17 protein-coding genes are annotated in these 19,868 nt (G+C 70.8%); 8 read left to right on the forward strand and 9 right to left on the reverse strand.

The features are described from left to right. Positions 1-210: 210 nt before the first annotated feature. Positions 211-738 carry a hypothetical protein gene (locus tag HD593_RS00325; RefSeq protein WP_185100135.1) on the reverse strand — a complete coding sequence of 176 codons (528 nt, stop codon included), beginning with the start codon at positions 736-738 and terminating at the stop codon, positions 211-213. Next, positions 735-1,796 (reverse strand): lytic polysaccharide monooxygenase, encoded by a 1,062-nt coding sequence (locus HD593_RS00330; RefSeq protein ID WP_185100136.1) that lies wholly within the window; start codon positions 1,794-1,796, stop codon positions 735-737. Before HD593_RS00330 ends, HD593_RS00325 begins: the two co-directional genes overlap by 4 nt. A gap of 262 nt (positions 1,797-2,058) precedes the next feature. On the opposite strand from HD593_RS00330, the gene HD593_RS00335 reads away from it, so the two are divergent. Further along, entirely contained in the window at positions 2,059-3,435 is a 1,377-nt protein-coding gene (locus HD593_RS00335; protein ID WP_185100137.1) for a glycoside hydrolase family 12 protein, read from the forward strand. Between the two features lie 89 nt (positions 3,436-3,524). Here HD593_RS00335 and HD593_RS00340 read toward each other — a convergent pair whose 3' ends face one another. The 3 genes from HD593_RS00340 to HD593_RS00350 form a co-directional block, all read right to left on the reverse strand. Continuing rightward, positions 3,525-4,778, reverse strand: coding sequence for a serine/threonine-protein kinase (locus tag HD593_RS00340; RefSeq protein ID WP_185100138.1), 1,254 nt, complete (start codon positions 4,776-4,778; stop codon positions 3,525-3,527). Then, positions 4,765-5,736: a LacI family DNA-binding transcriptional regulator gene (locus tag HD593_RS00345; RefSeq protein ID WP_185100139.1), complete on the reverse strand. Its 972-nt coding sequence runs from the start codon at positions 5,734-5,736 to the stop codon at positions 4,765-4,767. Before HD593_RS00345 ends, HD593_RS00340 begins: the two co-directional genes overlap by 14 nt. Positions 5,737-5,964: 228 nt before the next feature. Then, on the reverse strand, positions 5,965-8,103 hold the full coding sequence (locus HD593_RS00350; RefSeq protein ID WP_312903297.1) for a transglycosylase domain-containing protein: 2,139 nt from the start codon (positions 8,101-8,103) through the stop codon (positions 5,965-5,967). A gap of 293 nt (positions 8,104-8,396) precedes the next feature. On the opposite strand from HD593_RS00350, the gene HD593_RS00355 reads away from it, so the two are divergent. The 4 genes from HD593_RS00355 to HD593_RS00370 all read left to right on the forward strand — a co-directional run bounded on the left by HD593_RS00355 (position 8,397) and on the right by HD593_RS00370 (position 11,828). Beyond that, positions 8,397-9,602, forward strand: a complete 1,206-nt coding sequence (locus tag HD593_RS00355) for a hypothetical protein (RefSeq protein ID WP_185100141.1) — start codon at positions 8,397-8,399, stop codon at positions 9,600-9,602. Between the two features lie 141 nt (positions 9,603-9,743). Next, positions 9,744-10,739 carry a hypothetical protein gene (locus HD593_RS00360; protein WP_185100142.1) on the forward strand — a complete coding sequence of 332 codons (996 nt, stop codon included), beginning with the start codon at positions 9,744-9,746 and terminating at the stop codon, positions 10,737-10,739. 73 nt (positions 10,740-10,812) lie between these two features. Further along, positions 10,813-11,352 (forward strand): MarR family winged helix-turn-helix transcriptional regulator, encoded by a 540-nt coding sequence (locus HD593_RS00365; RefSeq protein ID WP_185100143.1) that lies wholly within the window; start codon positions 10,813-10,815, stop codon positions 11,350-11,352. A 44-nt stretch (positions 11,353-11,396) separates the two neighbouring features. Next, complete coding sequence (locus HD593_RS00370) at positions 11,397-11,828, forward strand: STAS domain-containing protein (RefSeq protein ID WP_185100144.1); 432 nt, start codon at positions 11,397-11,399, stop codon at positions 11,826-11,828. A 138-nt stretch (positions 11,829-11,966) separates the two neighbouring features. Here the strand turns inward: HD593_RS00370 and HD593_RS64170 are convergent, their stop codons facing one another. Further along, positions 11,967-13,373: a dihydrolipoyl dehydrogenase family protein gene (locus HD593_RS64170; RefSeq protein WP_185100145.1), complete on the reverse strand. Its 1,407-nt coding sequence runs from the start codon at positions 13,371-13,373 to the stop codon at positions 11,967-11,969. A gap of 208 nt (positions 13,374-13,581) precedes the next feature. On the opposite strand from HD593_RS64170, the gene HD593_RS00380 reads away from it, so the two are divergent. The 3 genes from HD593_RS00380 to HD593_RS00390 all read left to right on the forward strand — a co-directional run bounded on the left by HD593_RS00380 (position 13,582) and on the right by HD593_RS00390 (position 16,134). Beyond that, positions 13,582-14,157 (forward strand): hypothetical protein, encoded by a 576-nt coding sequence (locus HD593_RS00380; protein ID WP_185100146.1) that lies wholly within the window; start codon positions 13,582-13,584, stop codon positions 14,155-14,157. Positions 14,158-14,159: 2 nt separating this feature from the next. Next, positions 14,160-14,867, forward strand: coding sequence for a class F sortase (locus HD593_RS63140; RefSeq protein WP_281402438.1), 708 nt, complete (start codon positions 14,160-14,162; stop codon positions 14,865-14,867). 157 nt (positions 14,868-15,024) lie between these two features. Continuing rightward, positions 15,025-16,134 (forward strand): sialidase family protein, encoded by a 1,110-nt coding sequence (locus HD593_RS00390; RefSeq protein ID WP_185100147.1) that lies wholly within the window; start codon positions 15,025-15,027, stop codon positions 16,132-16,134. Here the strand turns inward: HD593_RS00390 and HD593_RS64175 are convergent. Genes HD593_RS64175 through HD593_RS00405 form a run of 3 tightly spaced genes read right to left on the reverse strand, consistent with a single transcriptional unit; the run spans position 16,131 to position 19,849 of the window. Continuing rightward, the gene (locus HD593_RS64175; protein WP_185100148.1) at positions 16,131-18,005 is read right to left on the reverse strand and encodes a CheR family methyltransferase; all 1,875 of its coding nucleotides are present in this window, start codon (positions 18,003-18,005) and stop codon (positions 16,131-16,133) included. The genes HD593_RS00390 and HD593_RS64175 overlap by 4 nt on opposite strands. Positions 18,006-18,033: 28 nt before the next feature. Next, the gene (locus HD593_RS00400; protein WP_185100149.1) at positions 18,034-19,044 is read right to left on the reverse strand and encodes a chemotaxis protein CheB; all 1,011 of its coding nucleotides are present in this window, start codon (positions 19,042-19,044) and stop codon (positions 18,034-18,036) included. A 49-nt stretch (positions 19,045-19,093) separates the two neighbouring features. Continuing rightward, entirely contained in the window at positions 19,094-19,849 is a 756-nt protein-coding gene (locus HD593_RS00405) for an STAS domain-containing protein (protein ID WP_185100150.1), read from the reverse strand. Positions 19,850-19,868 lie beyond the last annotated feature (19 nt).

A 19,868-nucleotide genomic window follows, 5' to 3' on the forward strand; every position in this document is an offset into this window, starting at 1 on the left:
CCCACGATCCCGCCCCCGCCGCAGGAGCGGCGGGGGCGGCTCCAACTGAACTCCGAGACCCGTAGGTGCGTATGAGGAGGTGAGGCACTAAACCCATCGAATCCCTGCCCGAAAACCATCCCGCCCGGATGGGACGGACGCGGCCGAAACCTCCACTTCGGCCGCGTCCGTTTTTCTGCGCCTGTTTCGCTGTTGAAGAGGTTTGCACGCCTACTTCGCTGTCGAGGAGGCCAGCGCGAACCGCTCGCGCGCGGCCTCGATCGCCGAGTCGTCCGAGAACTCCTCGAACGCCAGCGCGTGGTAGCGCTCGGGGATGAGCTGCCTGACCCGGTCCGGATAGCCGGCCCCGGCCTTGGGCACCCGCACCTCGGGCGGGATGTCGATCTTCACGGCGATGGGCCCGGAGGCCCGTACGGAGGCCGCCCAGTCCGGGCTCTCCCCGGTGATCGCGCACATGTGGCGGGCGTAGACCCACCGCACCTCGACCAGCGAGGTGGCGTTCGGGGGCTCGGTGCCGAAGGGTTCCACGGCGCACACGACACCGGACTCGAAGCCGCTGTGCCCGTGGGCGTGGTGCTCGCCTGGCGAGGCCTGCTCGAGTATCAGGGTCACCTGGGCGGCGAGCTCGTCGTTGAGCGTCGATGACGGCTGCCTGGCAACGAAGAACGTCACCCCGGCCAGCACCACGCCGGCCAGGGTGACGATCGCCGCGATGAGCCCGCGACGGGTTTTGATCACGGGCTGGTACAGGTCAGGGTCGGGGCGGTGGCCGGGACCGAGCCTGTCGCGTTGAACCCGAACGCGGTGGACGCGTTCGGCGCGAGCTGCCCGTTGTAGCTGGCGTTCTTGACCGTCACGTTGGGCGCCTGTGTGGTCAGCACGCCGTTCCACGGTGAGCCGTCGAAGCCCTCACCGTTGTTGTAGGTCCACTTGACCGTCCAGCCGTTGATCGAGCTGGTGCTGGTGTTCTTCACGGTCACCTCGCCCTGGAAGTGGCCGGCCCAGCCGGTGTTGGTGGCCTTCCACGTGGCCGTGCAGCCACCAGGGGGAGGCGGGTCGGTGGGCGTGATGGTCGGGGACGGGCCGGGGGTGCTGCCGCCGGGGCCGACCCCGGTCACTTCGCCGTTGCCGCCGTCGAAGGTGACGTCGGAGCAGCTGTAGAAGTTCTCGTTGCTGTCCGAGCGGATCCAGTGGGTGAAGATGATGTGCCGGCCGCTCTTGCCGGACGGGAGCTGGGCGTTCCAGTAGTAGTAGTTGAGCCCGCCGGCGCCGCCGGACTTGGGCGGGTTCGTGACGCTGCCGAACGGCTCCAGGTCGGACCACTTCAGCGGCCCGTTCGGGTTCCAGCCGTTCTTGGTGACGTAGTAGTTGAAGGAGCCGGGGTGCTCGGCCCAGTTGCTGTGCCGCATCTGGATGTTCGCCCCGGAGGTCAAGTGGGTCAGCGGCCAGTCGGACCGGACCGCGTTGTAGGCCGAGAAGTCGTAGGGCCCGCCGGTGCCGCCGCTGCAGATCTGCCCGTCGGGGATGAATCCGGTGGTCCGGCCGGCGCCGTCGGAGCGCAGCACCGCGAACCAGTTGTACAGGGGGGTCGCGCCGCTCTGGTTGACCGCTGCGGCGCATGCGGGGTTGTAGGGGAGGATCTGCCCGTTGTCTCGCAGGCCGTCCTGCCAGCACAGGAACGTACGGCTGCCGGGGAACATCGACACCCCGTGGGCCTGCGCCTGCGTGGGCGCCATCAAGACAGAGGTGATCAGGACCAGGACGGCGGTGATCGCCGCCGACTTGAAGAACTTCATGGGGATTCCCTTGCGCTGACGACAGAGGAAACCTGCCCACGACCTGCCCGCCCGGCGAGCGCATTGAATCACGCGCGGCGCGGATCCGACAACGTTCTGTGAAACTTTCAGCCGATCTTGGTCACGGTTTCCGCTGGTGGCCTGGCTCGCCCTGCCCCGGTGGCATGCGTACGTGCTTGCCGCGTTCGTTACCCCAAAGGAGGCTGAAGGCTGGGAGCGCTCCCACTACACTCCCCTGTCAGAGAGGCGGGAGCAACACGCCATGAGGCATGCGCACATCCACCTGACCATCGGGGCGTTACTCGCCCTGCTCGCCGGACTGGGCCTGTTCGCCACGCCGGCCCAGGCCGCGCCGGTGATCTGCGAGAAGTACGGCTCCACCAGCATCCAGAGCAACCGCTACATCGTGCAGAACAACGTCTGGGGCGCCGACACCGCACAGTGCATCGACGTCAACCAGAGCGGCGGCTTCACCGTCACCCAGTCCGCGCACAACAACTCCACCAGCGGCGCCCCCGCCGGATACCCGTCGATCTTCGCCGGCTGCCACTACGCCAACTGCACCACGGGCAGCAACCTGCCCATGCAGGCCAGCGCCCCGGGCTTCGCCGCGCTGCGCAGCAGCGTCACCATGAGCTATCCCGGCTCCGGCACCTACAACGCCTCCTACGACCTGTGGTTCGACCCCACGCCCCGCACCGACGGCCAGAACACCGGCGCCGAGCTGATGATCTGGCTCAACCGGCAGGGCTCCATCCAGCCGATCGGATCCCAGGTCGGCACCGTCAACCTGGCCGGCGCGACGTGGCAGGTCTGGTTCGGCAACATCGGCTGGAACGTGATCTCGTACGTGCGCTCCTCGCCCTCGACCTCGCTCGACTTCACCATCGACACCTTCTACTCCGACGTGGTCAGCCGGGGCTACGGCCAGCGGTCGTGGTACCTGACCAGCGTGCAGGCCGGCTTCGAGCCCTGGATCGGCGGCACCGGCCTGGCGGTCAACTCCTTCTCGTTCGGCACGGGCGGCGGCACCGGTGACCAGACCCCGCCGAGCACCCCCGGCACGCCGGCGGCCTCGAACGTCACCTCGTCCTCCGCCACCCTCACCTGGGCGGCCTCCACCGACAACGTGGGCGTGGCCGGGTACGACGTGCTGCGCGCCACCGGTGACAGCTTCACCCGGGTCGGCGGCGGCACCGCCACCTCCTACACCGACACGGGCCTCAGCCCGTCCACCACCTACCGCTACCGGATCAGGGCCAGGGACGCCGCCGGCAACCTCTCGCCCGAATCGGCGGCCGTCACGGTGACCACCCAGCCGGGCACCGGCGGCGGAGGCTGCGCCGTCACGCCCACCACCCAGACCTCCTGGAACAACGGGTACGTCATCCAGCCGGTCACGGTCACCAACCGCGGCACGTCCGCGCTGAACGGCTGGACGGTCACGTTCCCGCTGCCGTCCGGTCACACGATCACCGGCATCTGGAACGCGAGCCACACCGTCAGCGGCGGCACGGTGACGGTCAGGAGCCTGGCCCACAACGGGAGCCTGGCGCCGGGAGCCAGCACCTCGTTCGGCTACCAGGCCACGCGGCCGGCCGGGAACACGCAGGTGCCCAGCGGATACACCTGCGCATGAGGACTCGCGCGGGCACGTCGCTTTGCGAGGGGCCCGGCCCGCGCGACGGAGGGGTACGGCTGGTGCTGCCGTACCCCTCATCAAATCGGTCAGTCGTGGCGCAGCGCCGTGTCGAGATCGTCCAGCCGCGCCTCCAGCTCGCTCAGGCAGGCGGGGGTGAGCCTGCCCTCCCTGAGCCGGTCGGAGAGCTTCTGGCGCAGGCTCCTGGTGCCGGAGGCGCGCGCCGACGGGCCGTGCTGCGGCGTCAGGGCGTTCTGCAGGACCTGCGTGAGGTCGAGCACGACGTCGTCATCCGTCGCGCCGCACGGGGTGCGCGCCCGCAGCACCGTCGTGAAGCCGGCCGCGGCCTGCTCGACGGTGATCACCGCGCTCGGCGTGCTCTCGATCAGCCTGGCCGTGGGTGACGGCGCGGGCTGGGCCTGCTTCGGCGGCGGCTCGGGCGCCGGCGGCTGCTGGAACCACAGCAGCGCCGACAGGGCCAGGGCCGCCGAGCCCGTCACCGTGAGCCCGCGCCGCACGTGGCGGCCCAGCGTCGCCGTGCCGAGCGTGGAGGTCAGCCCCGAGACGATCTGCGCCGCGGTCGGGCGGTCCTCCGGCTCGTGCGCCAGGCATCGCTGGCAGAGCGAGGCCAGCGCGTACGGCACCCCCGCCACCCGGGGCGGCGGCTCGGTCCTGTGTGCCGCCTCGATCTCCTCCCACGTCGTCCCCGGGTACGGCGTGCGCCCGGTGAGCATGGTGTGCAGCAGCACGCCGAGGGCGTACACGTCGACGGCCGGGTGGGTCGGCGCGCCGAGCAGCCGCTCGGGGGCGACGTAGGGAGGGGTGCCGCGGTCGTCGTCGGGGTCGCCCGCCCACGCCGCGATGCCGAAGTCGAGCAGCTTGGGGCCGCCGGCGGTGAGCAGCACGTTCTCCGCCGTGACGTCCCTGTGCACCAGGCCGCGGGCGTGCCCGGCCATCAGCACGCGGGCCAGCCGCAGCGCGATGGCCGCCGCCTCGGGCCACGGCAGCGGCCCCTTCTCGATGCGTTCGGCCAGCGGGGTGCCGTCGAGCAGCGGCATCACGACGTAGGCCGCGACGCCGCCGCTCGTGGTGACGGTCTCCCCGTAGTCGTAGATCTCGATGGAGTCGGGGTGGATGAACCTGGCCGCGGCCCGGGCCTCGCTGCGCACGCTGACCCGTTCTCCGGGGTCGGTGTGCAGCGAGGCCGTGAGCACCTTGACCGCGATCATCCGGTGCAGGGACTGGTCGAAGGCACGCCAGATGACCGACATGCCGCCGCGGGCCAGCGGGTCCAGCAACAGATACCTGCGGGCCAGGACGTCCCCAGGCTCAAGCCGACTCACGGACGACCAGTTCCGTTGGGAGCACGGGGTCGATCCCCGCGGCCCCCGTCAGGAGCAGCCTGGTGGCGACCGTGGCGAGCTCCTCGACGGGCTGGCGGATGGTGGTCAGGGCCGGGACGGTGTGCCTGGCGACCGGGGCGTCGTCGAACCCGATCACCGCCACGTCCGCCGGCACCTTGCGTCCCGCCCTGCGCAGGGCCTGGATCGCGCCCGCCGCCATCAGGTCGGAGGCGACGAACACGGCGTCCAGGCCCGGGGCATGGCGCAACAGCCACTGCATGGCATGGGTGCCCGACGCCGCGGTGAAGTCTCCGTAGGCCACGGGGACGTCGGGCGCTCCCGCCGCCTGCAGAGTGCGTACCAGACCCTCCAGCCGGTCGCGGGCGCCGGGTAACGACGGCGGGCCGCCGATGGCGGCCACGTTACGGCGGCCCGTGAGGAGGAAGTGCTCGGCCGCCTGGCGGCCGCCGTCGAGGTTGTCGACGTCGGCGAACGGCAGCTTGAGGTCGTGGGGCGGGCGTCCGATGTTGCGGACGGGGACGCCCGAGGTGGATAACTTGATCGCCAGGGGGTGACGCTCTCGCGCCCCCACGATCAGCACCGCGCCTGATAAGGCGGGCAGCGTGGAGGAGGTGGGGGTGACGGTGGTCACCATGAGGTGGGTGCCGTGCTCGGCTATCACGGCACCCGCTGCGGACAGGAGCCTGGCGTAGTAGGGCTCGGAGAAGAGCCGGGGTAAATGGTCACAGACCACTGCTGTGACACCGTCGGCCATGGTCTTGGCGGCCGTTCCCCGGGGTGCGCGTTGTCGGACGTATCCCATTCGGGACACGGCGTCGTAGACTTGGCGGCGGGTCGAGGTACTGACCCGCACCGAGCCTGTGAGGACTCGAGATGCGGTCGCGGGGGAAACCCCTGCAGCGGCCGCCACCTGTGCCAGTGTGGGCTGCTCGGTCATGGAGCACCTCGCGGAAAGATCCTGGGAGCGCTCCCACGTTACCAATGTTTCGCCGCTGTTAATAGGGCCTTTGCAAGGAGTGCGTCCGGCAGTACGGACGCACTCCGAATTTGCTCAGCTAGGGGCACTGGTAACCGGTAGAGGTTTCTGTGCCGGATGTGGATCACGGCATATTATCCATGCCCGATTTGTCTTATCCGGCGATCAGGAAACCCCTCCTACCCAAGATCAGTCGAAATCGGCGACGTCCACGTCCTCCAGCTGGCCGTCCGAGTCGTCGTCGCCGCGCGGCTCGTCCGAGCGGTCCACCGGCTGGCAGCCGGAGCCACAGCCACCGAAGCGGCTGCTGTTGATCGGGGTGAACTCCGTCGCCGGCGTGCCCTTGAGCGCGGCCAGCATGGTGTCCTTCCAGATCGGCCCGGGGATCGAGGCGCCGAACACCGAGCCGTAGTACTTGCCGCCGATGGTGACGCCGTTCAGCTTGTACTTCTGCGCGCCGCGCGAGTCGCCGATGCTGACCGCGCCCGCCAGGTCCGGGGTGAAGCCGGCGAACCAGGCCGTGGCCTGCGCGTCGGTGGTGCCGGTCTTGCCCGCGGCGGGCCGGCCGATGCCTCCGACGCTGCGCATCGTGCCCTGGGTGAACACCCCGGACAGGATGTGCGCGGCCGCGTCGGCGACCTCGGGGTCCAGGGCCTGCTTGCAGTCGGGCTTGTAGTTCGTCACCTTGCCGTTGCGGTCGGTGATCTTCGTGATGGCCATCGGCTTGCAGTACTTGCCGCGCGCGCCGATCGCCGCGTACGCGGTGGCCACGGTCACCGGGTCCATCTCGTTGGTGCCCAGCGTGAACGTCTCGTACTCGGTCAGCGCCAGGCCGTCGGAGCGCTTGATGCCCAGCGACTTGGCCGTCTTGATCGTGTCACAGAGGCCGACGTGCTCCTCCAGCTTCATGAAGAAGGTGTTCACCGAGCCCCAGGTGCCGGTCTGCAGCGACTTGAAGCCGCCGCCACCCTCGTCGTTGGTGACGGTGTGGGTGGGGTCGCCGATGTTCTCGCCCTTGCAGTTCTTGAAGGTCGAGTAGTACGGCGCGCGGTACCCGCTGCCGACGGAGAACCCATCGTTGATCTTCATGCCCTCCTTGAGGGCGGTGAGCAGGGTGAACGTCTTGAACGTCGAGCCCGCCTGGAAGCCGACGCCGCCGCCGTGCACGGCGTCCGCCACGACGTTGTACGACATCTCCTTCTTGCGCTTGTTCTGGCCGTACTTGCGGCTGGCGGCCATCGCCTTGATCTGCCCCGTGCCCGGCTGCACCAGCGCCTCGGAGGCCACCGGGTTGTCGGAGGCGAACACGTGCTTCTTGATCGCGTTCTCGGCGGCCTTCTGCATCTTCGGGTCCAGCGTGGTCTGGATCGTCAGGCCGCCCCGGTTGAGGAACTGGCTCCTGGCCTTGGCCGACTTGCCGAACGCCTTGTTGCTGAGCACCTCGTTGCGGACGTACATGCAGAAGTACGGATACGGGCTGGCCTCGCAGCCGCCGGGCAGGGGAGTGCCCTTGTAGCCGAGAGGCTTCTCCTTGGCCTCGGCCGCCTCCTCGGGCGTGATCTTCTTCAGCTCGGCCATCCGGTCCAGCACCACGTTGCGCCGGTTGAGCAGCTTCTTGCGCTGCGCCTTGCCCAGGTTGGGGTCCGTGGCGTTGGGGTCCTGCACGGCGCCGGCCAGGGTCGCCGCCTGCACGAGGTTCAGCTCGGAGGCCTTCACGCCGAAGAAGCGCTTGGCCGCCGCCTCGATGCCGTTGGCGTGGGCGCCGAAGTAGGCGATGTTGAGGTACTTCTCCAGGATCTCGTCCTTGGTGTACTTGTCCTCGACCGCCATCGCGTAGCGCAGCTCCCTGAGCTTGCGCGCGTAGCTGGCCTCCAGGGCCGCGTTCCGCTCCTCGTCGGTGGTCGCCGAGTTGAGCAGCACCTGCTTGACGTACTGCTGGGTGATGGACGAGCCGCCCTGCGCGATGCCGCCGGAGGTGAAGTTCTTGGCCAGGGCGCGGATGGTGCCCTCGATGTCGATCGCGCCGTGCTCGTAGAAGCGGAAGTCCTCGATGGAGATGATCGCCGTCTTCATGATCGGGGCGACCTGGTCGAGGGTGATCGTCTCGCGGTACTCCTCGTAGAACTGCGCGATCTGGTTGCCGTTGGCGTCCAGGACCGTGGTCTTCTCCGCGAGAGGGGGCTCCTTGAGGTCCTCGGGTTTGATCCCGAGGTCCTCCGATGCCGAGACGAACATCGCCCCTGTCCCCCCGACCGCGGGCAGCGCGATGGCCGCGGCGACCACGCCGGCCGCGGCGGCCGCCGCCGTCAGGCGTGCGACACTCGACAAACGGGAACCCATGCTGGTAAAACCTCCCCATCCTGGCAATACGGTGCATCCTAAACCCGGGCATGACATGCTCCAGGTAAAAGTTGGACGTCTGGCAAGGCCGGATTGTTCGGGGTTTTTCGCCGAAATCGGGGTCATCGGCTGGTTCGTGCAGCGTGGGGCTGGTGATACCCCTGAGATTCTTCGGCATTCCGCCACGCTGAGGCAAAGAACCGTGTCGCCCGCGCGGCCGGTCGGGGCCCGTCTGGCAACGTCTACCAGGGCATTTTCTTGCTGCCATGGTGGAGGGGCTAATGCGTCGTCGCGTCAGCGGCGACGGCGGGCACGCCGATCGGCTGCTCGCCGCCGCCAGGACCTGCTGGGGAGAGAGTCCCGCCGGTGACGGATGCGTCGTGGCGGAGGCGTACGACGAGGACCTGCGCACCGTGGTGCGGACGCTCACCGTCGCCAAGGCCGTCTGCGGGCTGCTCTCCGCTCGGCTGGCCGTCCTGACCAGGCCCGAGTGGATGCCGCTGGCCCGGGCGTTCGGCGCCGCGCAGGACCCGCGCCCCGAGCTGCCGCCCGCCGCGCTCGTCACCAGCAAGGCCGAGCGGGCCGTGCCGCGCGACCTCCCCGTCGTGCACGTGCACGGGACGGGGACGCTGCAGGCGTACGCGCTCTTCCCCGACCAGGGGCCGTGCTCCCTCCAGGACGAGCTGCCCGCCAGGGTCGGCGCCTTCTTCGAGCGGCACGTCTGGCCGCACAGGGAGCTCATCCGGCCCAGCGCCGAGCGGGTCGCCTGGCGGGCCAGGAACGGCTACCAGCTCCGTACGGACACCGAACGCCGCCAGCTCCGCCACCACGGCTGCGCCCGGCTCGGCTTCGACGCCGACCGGCCCACGATCGCGGTGCTCGGGCACGCGCCGGCGCGGGACGCGGAGCTCTTCGGGACGACGGCCGAGTTCGCCGGCGCCGACGAGAGCGCCAACTGGCTCTTCCTCGACCCCGTGCCCGCCGCCGACCATCCCCGCATCCGGTGCGTGGGCGGGGCCCTGTCGACCACCATGTTGTGGAGCATGGCGGACGTGGGCGTCGCGTTCGGCGACAGCGACCTGCCCGCCTTCGGCATCCCCGTCATCCAGGCCGGCTGGTCGGAGGGCGGCGCCTGCGGGGGCGCGCACGTGGCCGGCTCGCCGTACGAGCACCGGCGGCTGCTCGGGGAGGCCATCGCCAAGCATGCCAAGGGCGAGTCCATCCTCGGGCCCGAGCAGCGTGAACGCGCCCGGCTGTGGTTGTGGCTGCGCCGTTGCGGGGCCGACGTGCCCAGCCAGCTCCTGCCGCACTGGGAGCAGGGGGACGACTACGCGCGGGCGCTCGCCGTCAACCTGCGGCACGTGGAGCCCGGCGGTGATCCGCTGTACGGGGCCGTCGCGCGGATGTGGGAGCGGCGCGAGCCCCTGCTCACCCGATTCGACTTCCACGACCCTGCGGCGCTCGGCGCCCTGGGGAGCGCCCGATGACCGGGGCCGAGCTCCGTCCTGTTCGACCTGGCGGGAACGATCCCGGCGGGTTTGTTCGAATGGCGGGGCCGATCCCCGTCCGCAGCATCCGATGAGCGGCCGCCACGACACGGCCGGACCTATTCCCTCCAGGAGCCTCACATGAGCAGCTCAGGATCCGCCACCGACCTGGACCAGGTGATCCTTCCCGCCATCCCGCCCGTGCACCTGACCAGCGGCCAGGTCGCCCCCTTGCAGGTCACCGACCGGTTGCAGCGAGGCAGCCAGATCGTGGGCAGGTTCGAGACGTCCGGGCTGGCCGGGTTCAAGGTCTCGGCGCAGGGACGGCCGCTACGGGTACAGGTGTCCCTGTCGGCGGACGAGCGGTCGGTGAGCGGCTGGCAGAACGGTCATGCCGAGACCCCCACGCAGCCGCGCCTCGTACAGATCCGGTCCCAGGGCCGGCTGCGCCAGTGCGTGCTGCTGCGCGGCAGGAAGGCACACGCCAGGGTGGCCTTCGACCTGACGCCGGAGGAGATCCCCGACGACGGCCTGATCTGCGTCGAGGCGCTGGACATCACCGAGGGCGACGGCGTCTGCGACGCGGTGCGCCAGGCCGTGTCCGGGCGCGTCGCACCCGACGGCGTGGCCGGGATCCGGCTGGACAAGGTCGTGTTCGAGGAGCCGCCGCCGGTGGACTACGACCCGGACACGCTCGACGGGTTCCGCTGCGAGCTGTACTCGCTGATCAGCGCGGGCGGGCTGGCCAACGTCAACCGGCAGGGCGTACGGGCGCTGCGGTCCGGCATGTTCGTGGTGAACCCGGTGCTGAAGGACCGGTTCGGGTCGAGCGGGCGCATCACGCTGCGGCTCGGCACCAGGGCGGAGGCGGTGAGCATGATCCCCGCGACGTGGCGGCGGGTCAACAGCGAGCTGCGCTGGCTCCGGCACGCCACCAGGAAGCTGCTGCACTCGGCGGCGCCGTCCGTGGAGCGGATCCTCAGCTTCAGGGACGGGGATCTGGGGGCGCCCGAGCAGACGGTGCGCGGGAACGTGACCGAGCTGGAGCTGGCCAGCCCGGCCGGCTCGCCGCTGCTGGTGATCCTCGGCCCGTGCCCGGACGCGGTGCCCACCCTGGAGTCGGGCACCGCCCACTAGAATCCCGGCCTCGCATGCCCGGGCGCCGGCGGCGGCCGGGGGGTGGCGGAAGTGACGGCTAAGATGCGAGGTCATGGGCGACGCCATCGACAGGATCATCGAGCAGTGGCGGCGTGAGCGGCCCGACCTCGACCTGTCGGCCATGGGGGTCTTCGGCAGGCTCGCCCAGGTCACGCGGTTGATGGTGCCCCAGGTGGACCAGGTCTTCACCAAGCGCGGGCTGCGGCAGGGCGAGTTCGACGTGCTGGCCGCGCTGCGCAGGGCGGGGGCGCCGTACACGCTGATCCCGTCCGAGCTGTCGGACGTGCTGATGATGTCGCGCGCGGGCATGACCAACCGGCTCGACCGGCTGGAGGCCGCCGGCCTGGTCGAGCGCAGCCTCGACCCGGCCGACCGGCGCAGCTTCCGGGTCAAGCTGACCGAGGAGGGCCTGCGGGTCATCGACGACGCGCTCACCGAGCACGCCGCCAACCTCGCCCGCCTGGCCTCCCCGCTCACCCCCGAGGACGTCGAAACGCTCTCCGAGCTCATGCGCAAGCTGGTCAACGGTCCTCTTGGTAATCGCGGGGACGGCGGTGCCCAATGGACCCGGAAAAATGGCGATCACCTGTGATAACGCCGCTCACCGGGCAGTTGATTCGTGTGGGCACGAGCGATTTGCGAATCGAGACGACCCGGCATCTGCACTGCACGGTCATGCGCGCCAGCGGCGTGCTCGACCACGCGGGGCGCGTCCGGTTCAGTGCCCGCATCAACTCCGTGTGGGACTGGTCGCCCGGGCCCACCCTCGTGCTCGACCTGGCCGACCTCGACTTCTACGACTCGTCGGTCATCGGGGTGCTGGCGATGGCGATGCAGCGGATGGCCGAGGAGGGCAGCGGCCGGATCTTCGTCGTCCGCCCCTCCGACCACCTGCTGTCGGTGCTGAGGCTGACGGACCTGCTCCCGCACGTCGAGCTGCGGGACAGCGTCGAGCAGACGGTGGCGGAGCTGATGCTGCAGTCGGGGGATCCCGGGATCGCCGAGCGCTCCACGATCCCACGCTCGCCGATCATCTCGCGCTTGAACGTACGGCGCGATCACGGCTGAACCCGTACGCGACGGCCGTGCCCATCACACAAGCGATCAGGCCGCTGCACAGGCCGTGACCCGGCACGGGAGGCCGCTGCGCCGGTGTGGCCGGCCGCGCGTTCGTGCGCGGGGCGGCCGGCCACGTCCGGTCGTGCGTTACAGCCCGTAGGCCTCCAGCAGGCGGAGCCAGATCTCGCTCACCGTCGGGAACGACGGCACCGCGTGCCAGAGCCGGTCGAGCGGCACCTCGGCGGTCACCGCGATCGTGGCCGCGTGCAGCAGCTCCGCCGCACCAGGGCTCGCGAACGTGACGCCGAGCAGCACCTTCCTGTCCTCGTCCACGACGGCCCTGGCCTTGCCCCGGTAGCCGTCACCCAGCAGGTACGCCCCGGTGACCGCCCCCATGTCGTAGTCCACGACCCGTACCCGGAAGCCGTCGGCGCGCGCCGCCTCCTCCGTCCGGCCGACCGCGCAGATCTGCGGGTCGGTGAAGACGACCTGGGGCGCGCCGTAGCCGCCGGCGAGATCCCGCATCGCGGGCAGCTCGTCGCCCCGCGCCCGCGCGGCGATCACGTCGCCGCAGACCCTGGCCTGGTACTTGCCCATGTGCGTCAGCAGCGCCCGCCCGTTGACGTCGCCCACGGCGTACAGCCAGCCGCCCTCGACCCCGGTGGCCCGCAGGCTGTCGTCCACCTCGACCGGCTTGTCCTCCGGCAGGCCCACCGAGGCGAGCCCGAGGTTGCGGGTCGCGGGGTGGCGGCCGGTCGCCACCAGCAGCTCGTCGGCCTCCAGCGGCGGGCCCTCCGGCAGGTGGACGGTGACCTTCCCGCCGGGCTCGGGGCGCTCGACCCTGGCGACGTCGGTGTTGGTGCGAACGTCGATGCCCGCCTCGGCGAACGACTCGGCGAGCAGCTCCCCCGCGAACGGCTCCATGCGGTTGAGCAGCCGGCCGCCGCGTACCAGCACCGTGGTCTGCCGCGCGCCCAGCCCGTGCATGGCCTGCGCCATCTCACAGGCGACCACGCCGCCCCCGATCACGACCAGCCGCTCGGGGATCGCGGTCGCCGCCGTCACCTCGTGGCTGGTCCAGGGGGACGCCTCGGCCAGGCCGGGCGTGCGCGGGATGGCGGCGGTGCTGCCCGTGGCCAGCACCACGGCCTGGCGGGCCGTCAGGACGCGCTCCTCGCCGGTCTCCGTCGTCACGCGTACGCGCTTGGGGCCGTCGAGCCGGCCGCGGCCGCGTACGAACTCGGCGGGAACGCTCTCGACCCAGCGCACCTGACCTGCGTCATCGTAGCCGGACACGGCCTCGTCGCGTCTGGCCAGCACCTTGGCCGCGTCGATCGGCCCGAGCGAGAGGCCGGGCACCCGCGACACCTCGGCCGCCAGGTCGATCGGCCGCAGCAGCGCCTTGCTCGGCACGCACGCCCAGTAGGAGCACTCGCCACCGGCCAGCCGCTCCTCGACGATCGCCGCCGTGAGGCCGCCCCGCACGGCCCGGTCCACGACGTTCTCACCGGCGGGCCCCGCCCCGATCACGATGACATCGAACTCGTCAGCCACCCCTGCCTCCACAAGACTCGTTCGGTTATGGAGGAAATGCTTTCACGCGCGGTCGCCGGTCTGCGAACGTCCCCCAGGCCGGTGCGTCGGCCCGAGCCGGCCGGGAGCCGTGAGAGTCCTTTCATCTCGACCTCATCGTGGTCCAACGGCCCCCCGACAACCTGAGTCCAGCCGCGGAAATCCCGCGACCGGCTTCTAGGAGGAGCACATGGCTCAGGCATTAAGGCGAGCGCTGCTCGCCCTGGCGATCGCACTCGGGCTGGGCGCCGCCGCCACACTCGTCACGACGACCGGGGCGTACGCGGTCACTCTGACGAGCATCCAGACGACGGCCGACGATGACGACGATGACGGTGGCGGCAACGACGATGACGACGACGCACCCCGGGGCGGGGTGGACACGGGCGCGGGCGGGTCGGCCGCGCGGGACGATGATGACGACGACGACGGTGCTCCCCGAGGCGGGGTGGACACCGGCGTCGGCGGTTCGGTCGCGCGAGACGACGACGATGACGACGATGACGGCGCGCCGCGTGGTGGCGTCGACACCGGCATGGGCGGGACTGCCGGCAAGGGAGCCGTCGAAGACAGCACCAGTCTGACCGAGTCCACGCAGACCGGCTTGGACGCGGTCAACGTCAGCAACTCGCGGGCAGGTGAATCCGCCGGCAGTGAGGCCGGCGACAGCGGGTCGGTGCCTCTGGTGCCGCTGAGCCTGGCGGGCGCCGCCCTGCTGGGAGTCGGCGCGTACTGGTTGCGGCGCACGTTCTTCGCGAGCAGCTGAGCATGCGCACCAAGCTGGCGGCCGTGTCGTGCCTCATGGTCACGGCCACCGCCTGCGCCACCGGCAACGCCACCACCGCCACCCAGCCGGAGGCGGCGTCCGCCCCGAGCGGCTCCTTCCACGGGAGTGCCGGTGTCCCGGGTGGCCGAGATCAAGTGGGTGCGGGAGTTGCGAGCCGTGCAGGTTTCGAGGGCGTTGGGGCGGCGGGCGGTGCAGGTTACGGGGGTGCCGGTGCCGCGAGCCGGGCGTGGTCGGCCGGTGGCAGTGCCGGGGACGTGGCGGACCCTGTGCGGTTGCGGATCCCGGCGATCAGGCTGTCCACCCGCGTGATCCCGCTGCGACTCGACGCCAAGGGCCACCTGGTCGCTCCCACCAGGTTCGACCGGGTGGGGTGGAACAGGTCGGGCCCGGAGCCCGGCGAGAAGGGGGTCGCCGTGATCGCCGGTCACGTCGACTCCGCGACCGGGCCGGCGGTCTTCTACCGCCTGCGCCAGCTACGCAAGGGTGACCGCATCCACGTGGACCGCGCCGACGGCAGCACGGTCACGTTCACGGTCGGCCGCCTGGCCCGCTATCCCAAGAGCCGCATCCCGGACAAGGAGGTCTACGGTCCCGCTCCGGGGGCTCAGCTCCGGCTGATCACCTGCGGCGGCACGTTCGACCGCACCCGCCGCAGCTACCGCGACAACGTCATCGTGTTCGCCCGTTGAGGTGACATCGCGGGGCCGTGCCGCCGAGGAGACACCTCCCCGGCGGCACAGCCATGCCCGCGTTCGCCGTCACGTACGACGGCCGTCGCAGGTCGCATTCGCCGTCACGTACCGCCGGCGTCGCAGTCCGTTAACCCGCGCGCCGTAGCGTGCCCGCATGGCGGATGACTACCCCACCTCGGTCCCGTACCGGCAGTCGACCGACGGCTACCACACCTACCGGATCCCCGCGGCGGTGGTGACCCGGGCAGGGACGGTGCTGGCGTTCGCGGAGGGGCGGCGGGGATCGGCGTCCGACTCCGGGCACATCGACCTGGTGCTGAGACGATCGTCCGACGGCGGCCGCACGTGGGGCGAGCTGCAGGTGGTGGCGACGGAGCCGCGGCGGGGTACGGCCGGGAACCCGGCGCCGGTGGTGCTGGACGACGGCCGGATCCTGCTGGTCTTCGTACGGCAGGGCCCCTCGGCCACCGAGGAGAAGATCAGGCGCGGCCAGGTCTCGGCGGCCGACGGGCGGCGGGTGTTCGTCCAGGTCAGCGAGGACGACGGGGTCACCTGGTCGGAGGCCAGGGAGATCACGCAGGGCACGAAGCGGCCCGAGTGGCGGTGGTACGCGACCACGCCGGGCCACGCGCTCGTGTTGCGCCAGGGCAAGCACGCGGGCCGCGTCGTCGTTCCCGCCAACCACTCGCTGCCGCCCAGCGGGCAGGACAACGGGACCGAGGGCAAGTACAACGGGGGCCACTCGCTGCTGAGCGACGACAGCGGGCAGACCTGGCGGATCGGGTACGTGGACGACAACCCCGACGGGTACGTCAACGTGAACGAGACCACCGGCACCGAGCTGCCCGGCGGCCGGATCTACGTCAACACCCGCACCGACTCCACCGCCCCCGGCACGAGGGCCGACGCCTACTCCGCCGATGGCGGGCAGACGCTGGAGCTGCCGTTCCGGCCGCAGGCGGGGCTGGCAGGGCCGGTGGTGGAGGGCAGCGTGTTGTGGTGCGAGTCGCCGGAGGTGCTGCTGTTCTCGGGCCCGGCGGCGCCCGACGCGCGGGCGCTGATGACCGTGCGCGCCAGCCACGACCACGGCGTGACCTGGCGGGCCGTGCACACGGTGTCCGGGCTGCCCGCCGCCTACTCCGACCTGGTGCGGGTGGACGGCGACACGGTGGGCCTGCTGTTCGAGACGGGGAACTTCGGCCCGTACGAGAGCATCGCCTTCCGCCGCATCCCCGTCTCGGAGCTGGCCGCGCCGCCTGCCTAGGGGCCGGCCGGAGTCCGGCCGTCGGCGTTGAGGATGTTCATCACCATGATGAGCCCGTGTACGGCGTCGTCCTCCGTACGCAGGTGTGACAGCTGCACGGTCAGCGGCGCCGGCCGGCCGCGGCGGTTGACCGCGTCGAGGACCAGCCCGTCCACCGTCGAGAGCGGGCTGGAACCGTCGGCGAGGGCGGTGCGCAGGCGCGGCAGGAGCAGCTCCAGCGGCAGGCCGATGTCGAGCCCGGAGAGCGGCTCGCCGACGGCCTCGTCGGAGCGCACCCCCCACAGCTCCTCGGCCCCCGGCCCCCAGACCACCACCCGCAGGTCGCCGTCCAGCACCACCACGGCGTCGCCGAGGCTGCGCACCACCGAGGAGACGAAGCTGTTGACGTCGTCGAGCTCGATCGTGCGGGCCGTCAGGGCGTCGTTGATGTGCTGGAGCTCGTCGTTGGTGGACTGGAGCTCCTCGTTCATCGTCTCCAGCTCCTCGTTGGTGGACTGGAGCTCTTCGTTGGTGGTCTCCAGCTCCTCGTTGGTGGACTGGAGTTCCTCGTTGGTGGTCTCCAGCTCCTCGTTGAGCGACTGCAGCTCCTCGTAGGCCTGTTCGAGTTGCCTGTTGGCCTGCTCCAGCTCGTCCCTGAGCTTGCGGTAGCGGGTGACGTCGTAGAAGTGGATGCCCATCCCGACCAGGTTGCCCGAGCCCAGCAGGGGGACGACGGAGACGTCGAAGACGCCGGCCTCCGGTGATCCGACGCGGTGCCAGACCACCTCCTGCAGCTCCACCGGGCGCAGGTCGTGGCGGGCCTGCTCGATGACCGAGCGCAGCTCCACCGGGCGGTAGGAGACCTCCAGGTCCTGGAAGGGGCGGCCGATGTCGCGCGGGTTGAGGTTGAACAGGGCCTCGGCCCTGGAGTTGGCCAGCGCCAGGTTGCCCGAGACGTCCACGACGATCTGGGCCACGGGACCGGAGCTGAGCGCCACGGACGCCAGCGTAGGCAGGCGTGCGGCCAGGTCCGCGGCGGCGCCGGCGACCGACCACGGCGCGCGGTTGCCGTGGTGGACGGACCTGATCTTCCTGAACAGGCGCATCCGCAGGTCGACCGGCTCGAACTTGTCGCTGTGGTTGAGCAGCATCTCCGCCTTGCCCAGGAACAGGAACCCCGGGTCGGACAGCGCGAAGTGGAAGCGCCGGACGATGTTGAGCTGCATCTCCGTGTTGAAGTACATCAGCGTGTTGCGGGCCAGCAGCAGGTCGACGCGGGAGATCGGCGCGTCGTGGGTGAGGTCGTTGCGCCCGAAGATGAGCTGGCGGCGCAGGTCGCGGCGGAAGGTGAAGCCGTTGTCCACCTGCTCGAAGTAGGTCTCGCGCAGATCGATCGGCACGTCGGCGAGCGACCGGTCGGTGTAGACGCCCGTCCTGGCGGCGTGCAGCGCCTTCTCGTCGAGGTCGGTGCCGTAGATCTTGACCCGGTCGCGGAACTCGTCCAGGCCGAGCTCCTCGGCCAGCACCATGGCGATGGTGTAGGCCTCCTCGCCGGTGGCGCAGCCGGCGCTCCAGATCCTGATGGGCTGGCCCGCCGGCTTCTGGCCGAGCAGGGCGGGGATGACGAGCTCGCGCATCCGCTGCCACGCGGCGGCGTCCCTGAAGAAGCTGGTGACGTTGATCAGGAGGCTGTCGAAGAGCCGCGTGAACTCCTCCGGCTCCAGCTCCAGGAGGTCGCGGTACTCGCCGTAGTCGCGCAGCTTCAGCGCCTCGAGGCGGCGGGCGATCCGCCGGATCAAGGTGTTGCGCTTGTAACCCGTGAAGTCGAAACCGCGTGTCTCCTTGAGGAGAAGGAGGAGGTCGTCGAACTCACGCTCTTCCTCTGTGGTCACGAACGAAGCCTACGCCGATCCTGGCTGCTCAATCCGTCAGCAGGGTGTCACCATCGCGACCGATGCTGGATTGCAGCATGCGAATGGTGCTCAACGCCTCGCTGGTACGCTCCAGCTCCTCGTCGAAGTAACGCAGCGACACGTGCTGGCCCCGCTCCTCGGCGGAGCGGCGCATGCGTTCGAGCACGCGCAGCCGCTCCTCCAGCCGCTGGATCGCGACCCACAGGGCCCGTTCGACAGCGTCCGACTGCGCGTTCATCATGCTGTCCCGGGACCACGCGTGACCCACCCTGCAGACGTACCGGTGGGTCGTGCTGCTCCGCTGCTCGTAGATGGGCCCGTTGCATTCCGGGCAGCTGAAGGCGATCAGCTCTCCTTCGGGCTCCCCCAGCGACGGAGCCTCCCGCAGGAACTGCTCGACCTCACGCTCCATCTCGCTGTCGCACACCTGGTCCTCCGCACTCACAGGGATGCGGCTCTGTTCCATGATCCACCGGGCGATCTCGCGTACCGGGAGCGCCCGCGCTGCCGCCACCGCCCTCATGGCGGCCGCCGGCATGCCGGGAAAGGCGCACTCCTCCGGATCCTGTACGGCGACCGCGCCCCCACGCCTGTCGACCGCCTCGCATCCTTTCGCCCCGTCGTCGAGCGTGCCGCTCAGCACCACGGCCGCCGTGCGTGCTCCCGCGTCCAGGGCCGCGCTCATGAACAGCGGATCGGCCGCCGGGCGGTGCCCGTTGTGCCGCGGGCCCCGCGACAGGCGGACCTGACCCTCGTTCAGGAGCAGGTGGAAATCGGGCCGGGCGACGTACACGCGGCCCGGGCGCAGGGTCTCTCCGTCCTCCGCGGGGGCCGCCTTGAGCGGCCCTGCCCGGTCCAGGATGCTGGCCAGCACGCTGCTGCCCTGCGGCGGCACGTGCAACACCACCAGCACCGCCGCCGGCAGGTCCGACGGCAGCTCGCTCAGCAGGACCCGCAGCGGCTCGACACCGCCCGCCGAAGCGGCGACCACGACCACGTCACGTCCTGCAGGCACCATGTCCTGCCCTCTATCCGCGGGGGCGGGCCTCATGCATGCGCGTGCCCGGTCAGGGCCCGCGATCGGAAAAGTGCGGAGTCACCCGGCGTGTCTGGCCGAGTGTCAGGATCGACCGTGCTTCCGAGAGGCTGCTGCGCATGGCCAGCAGGCTGTCGTCGCAGCGGCGGCGGCTCCTGAGGAGCCGCGTGCGGGCCTCGGTCGCGATGTGCAGCCGGTCCTGCAGTGCCTGCTGCTGATGGCGGATCTCGTGGCGCAGCGAGCGCGACTCAAAGATGATCTTCGGTAGCCGGCTCGCGTCGAGCTCGATGGGCGGGTCGGCCGGGCGGGCCTGCGCGGGTTCCGGTTCGCGTCGCGGCCGGGCCTGCTCCCGGGCGGAGGGCTGGGTACGGAGCACGGGACGCATGCGCGGCAGGTGACGGCGCTTCACGGGCGGCTCCGGGGTCCGGTACGCCTCGACGCCGGCCGCCGCGAGGGCCTCCGGCATGCTGGTGAACATGGGGATCGCCGGGGACCGCTCGCTCATCAGCGCGATGAGCCGGCGCAGCGACGGTTGCGCTTCGGCCAGGGCCAGGTAACCGTCCTTCTCCTGCAACGCGCGGTGCGTACGGGCGAGCAGCTCGAGCCCGTTCAGGTCGCAGAACCACAGGTCGCCCGCGGCCACCAGCACCTGCTTGACCGGGGTCTGCGGCAGCGGGTCGAGGAAGGCCGCCAGGACCGGTTTCGTCGTCGAGTCGAGCTCCCCGGTCAGCGCGATCACCAGGGTGACGTCGTCGACGGGCACGAGGCGCACCGACAGCTGCATCATGGCGAGCCCCCTCTCTCTG

The organism is Nonomuraea rubra (genome assembly GCF_014207985.1).
Classification (GTDB): Bacteria; Actinomycetota; Actinomycetes; order Streptosporangiales; family Streptosporangiaceae; genus Nonomuraea; species Nonomuraea rubra.

What these genes read in the sequence shown, in the direction of transcription:
- HD593_RS00405 (WP_185100150.1), bottom strand. Translation starts at nt 19,849, where the DNA reads ATGATGCAGCTGTCGGTGCGCCTCGTGCCCGTCGACGACGTCACCCTG.
- HD593_RS00345 (WP_185100139.1), bottom strand. Translation starts at nt 5,736, where the DNA reads ATGACCGAGCAGCCCACACTGGCACAGGTGGCGGCCGCTGCAGGGGTT.
- HD593_RS00360 (WP_185100142.1), top strand. Translation starts at nt 9,744, where the DNA reads ATGAGCAGCTCAGGATCCGCCACCGACCTGGACCAGGTGATCCTTCCC.
- HD593_RS00330 (WP_185100136.1), bottom strand. Translation starts at nt 1,796, where the DNA reads ATGAAGTTCTTCAAGTCGGCGGCGATCACCGCCGTCCTGGTCCTGATC.
- HD593_RS00365 (WP_185100143.1), top strand. Translation starts at nt 10,813, where the DNA reads ATGGGCGACGCCATCGACAGGATCATCGAGCAGTGGCGGCGTGAGCGG.
- HD593_RS00355 (WP_185100141.1), top strand. Translation starts at nt 8,397, where the DNA reads ATGCGTCGTCGCGTCAGCGGCGACGGCGGGCACGCCGATCGGCTGCTC.
- HD593_RS00335 (WP_185100137.1), top strand. Translation starts at nt 2,059, where the DNA reads ATGAGGCATGCGCACATCCACCTGACCATCGGGGCGTTACTCGCCCTG.
- HD593_RS63140 (WP_281402438.1), top strand. Translation starts at nt 14,160, where the DNA reads ATGCGCACCAAGCTGGCGGCCGTGTCGTGCCTCATGGTCACGGCCACC.
- HD593_RS00380 (WP_185100146.1), top strand. Translation starts at nt 13,582, where the DNA reads ATGGCTCAGGCATTAAGGCGAGCGCTGCTCGCCCTGGCGATCGCACTC.
- HD593_RS00400 (WP_185100149.1), bottom strand. Translation starts at nt 19,044, where the DNA reads ATGGTGCCTGCAGGACGTGACGTGGTCGTGGTCGCCGCTTCGGCGGGC.
- HD593_RS00390 (WP_185100147.1), top strand. Translation starts at nt 15,025, where the DNA reads ATGGCGGATGACTACCCCACCTCGGTCCCGTACCGGCAGTCGACCGAC.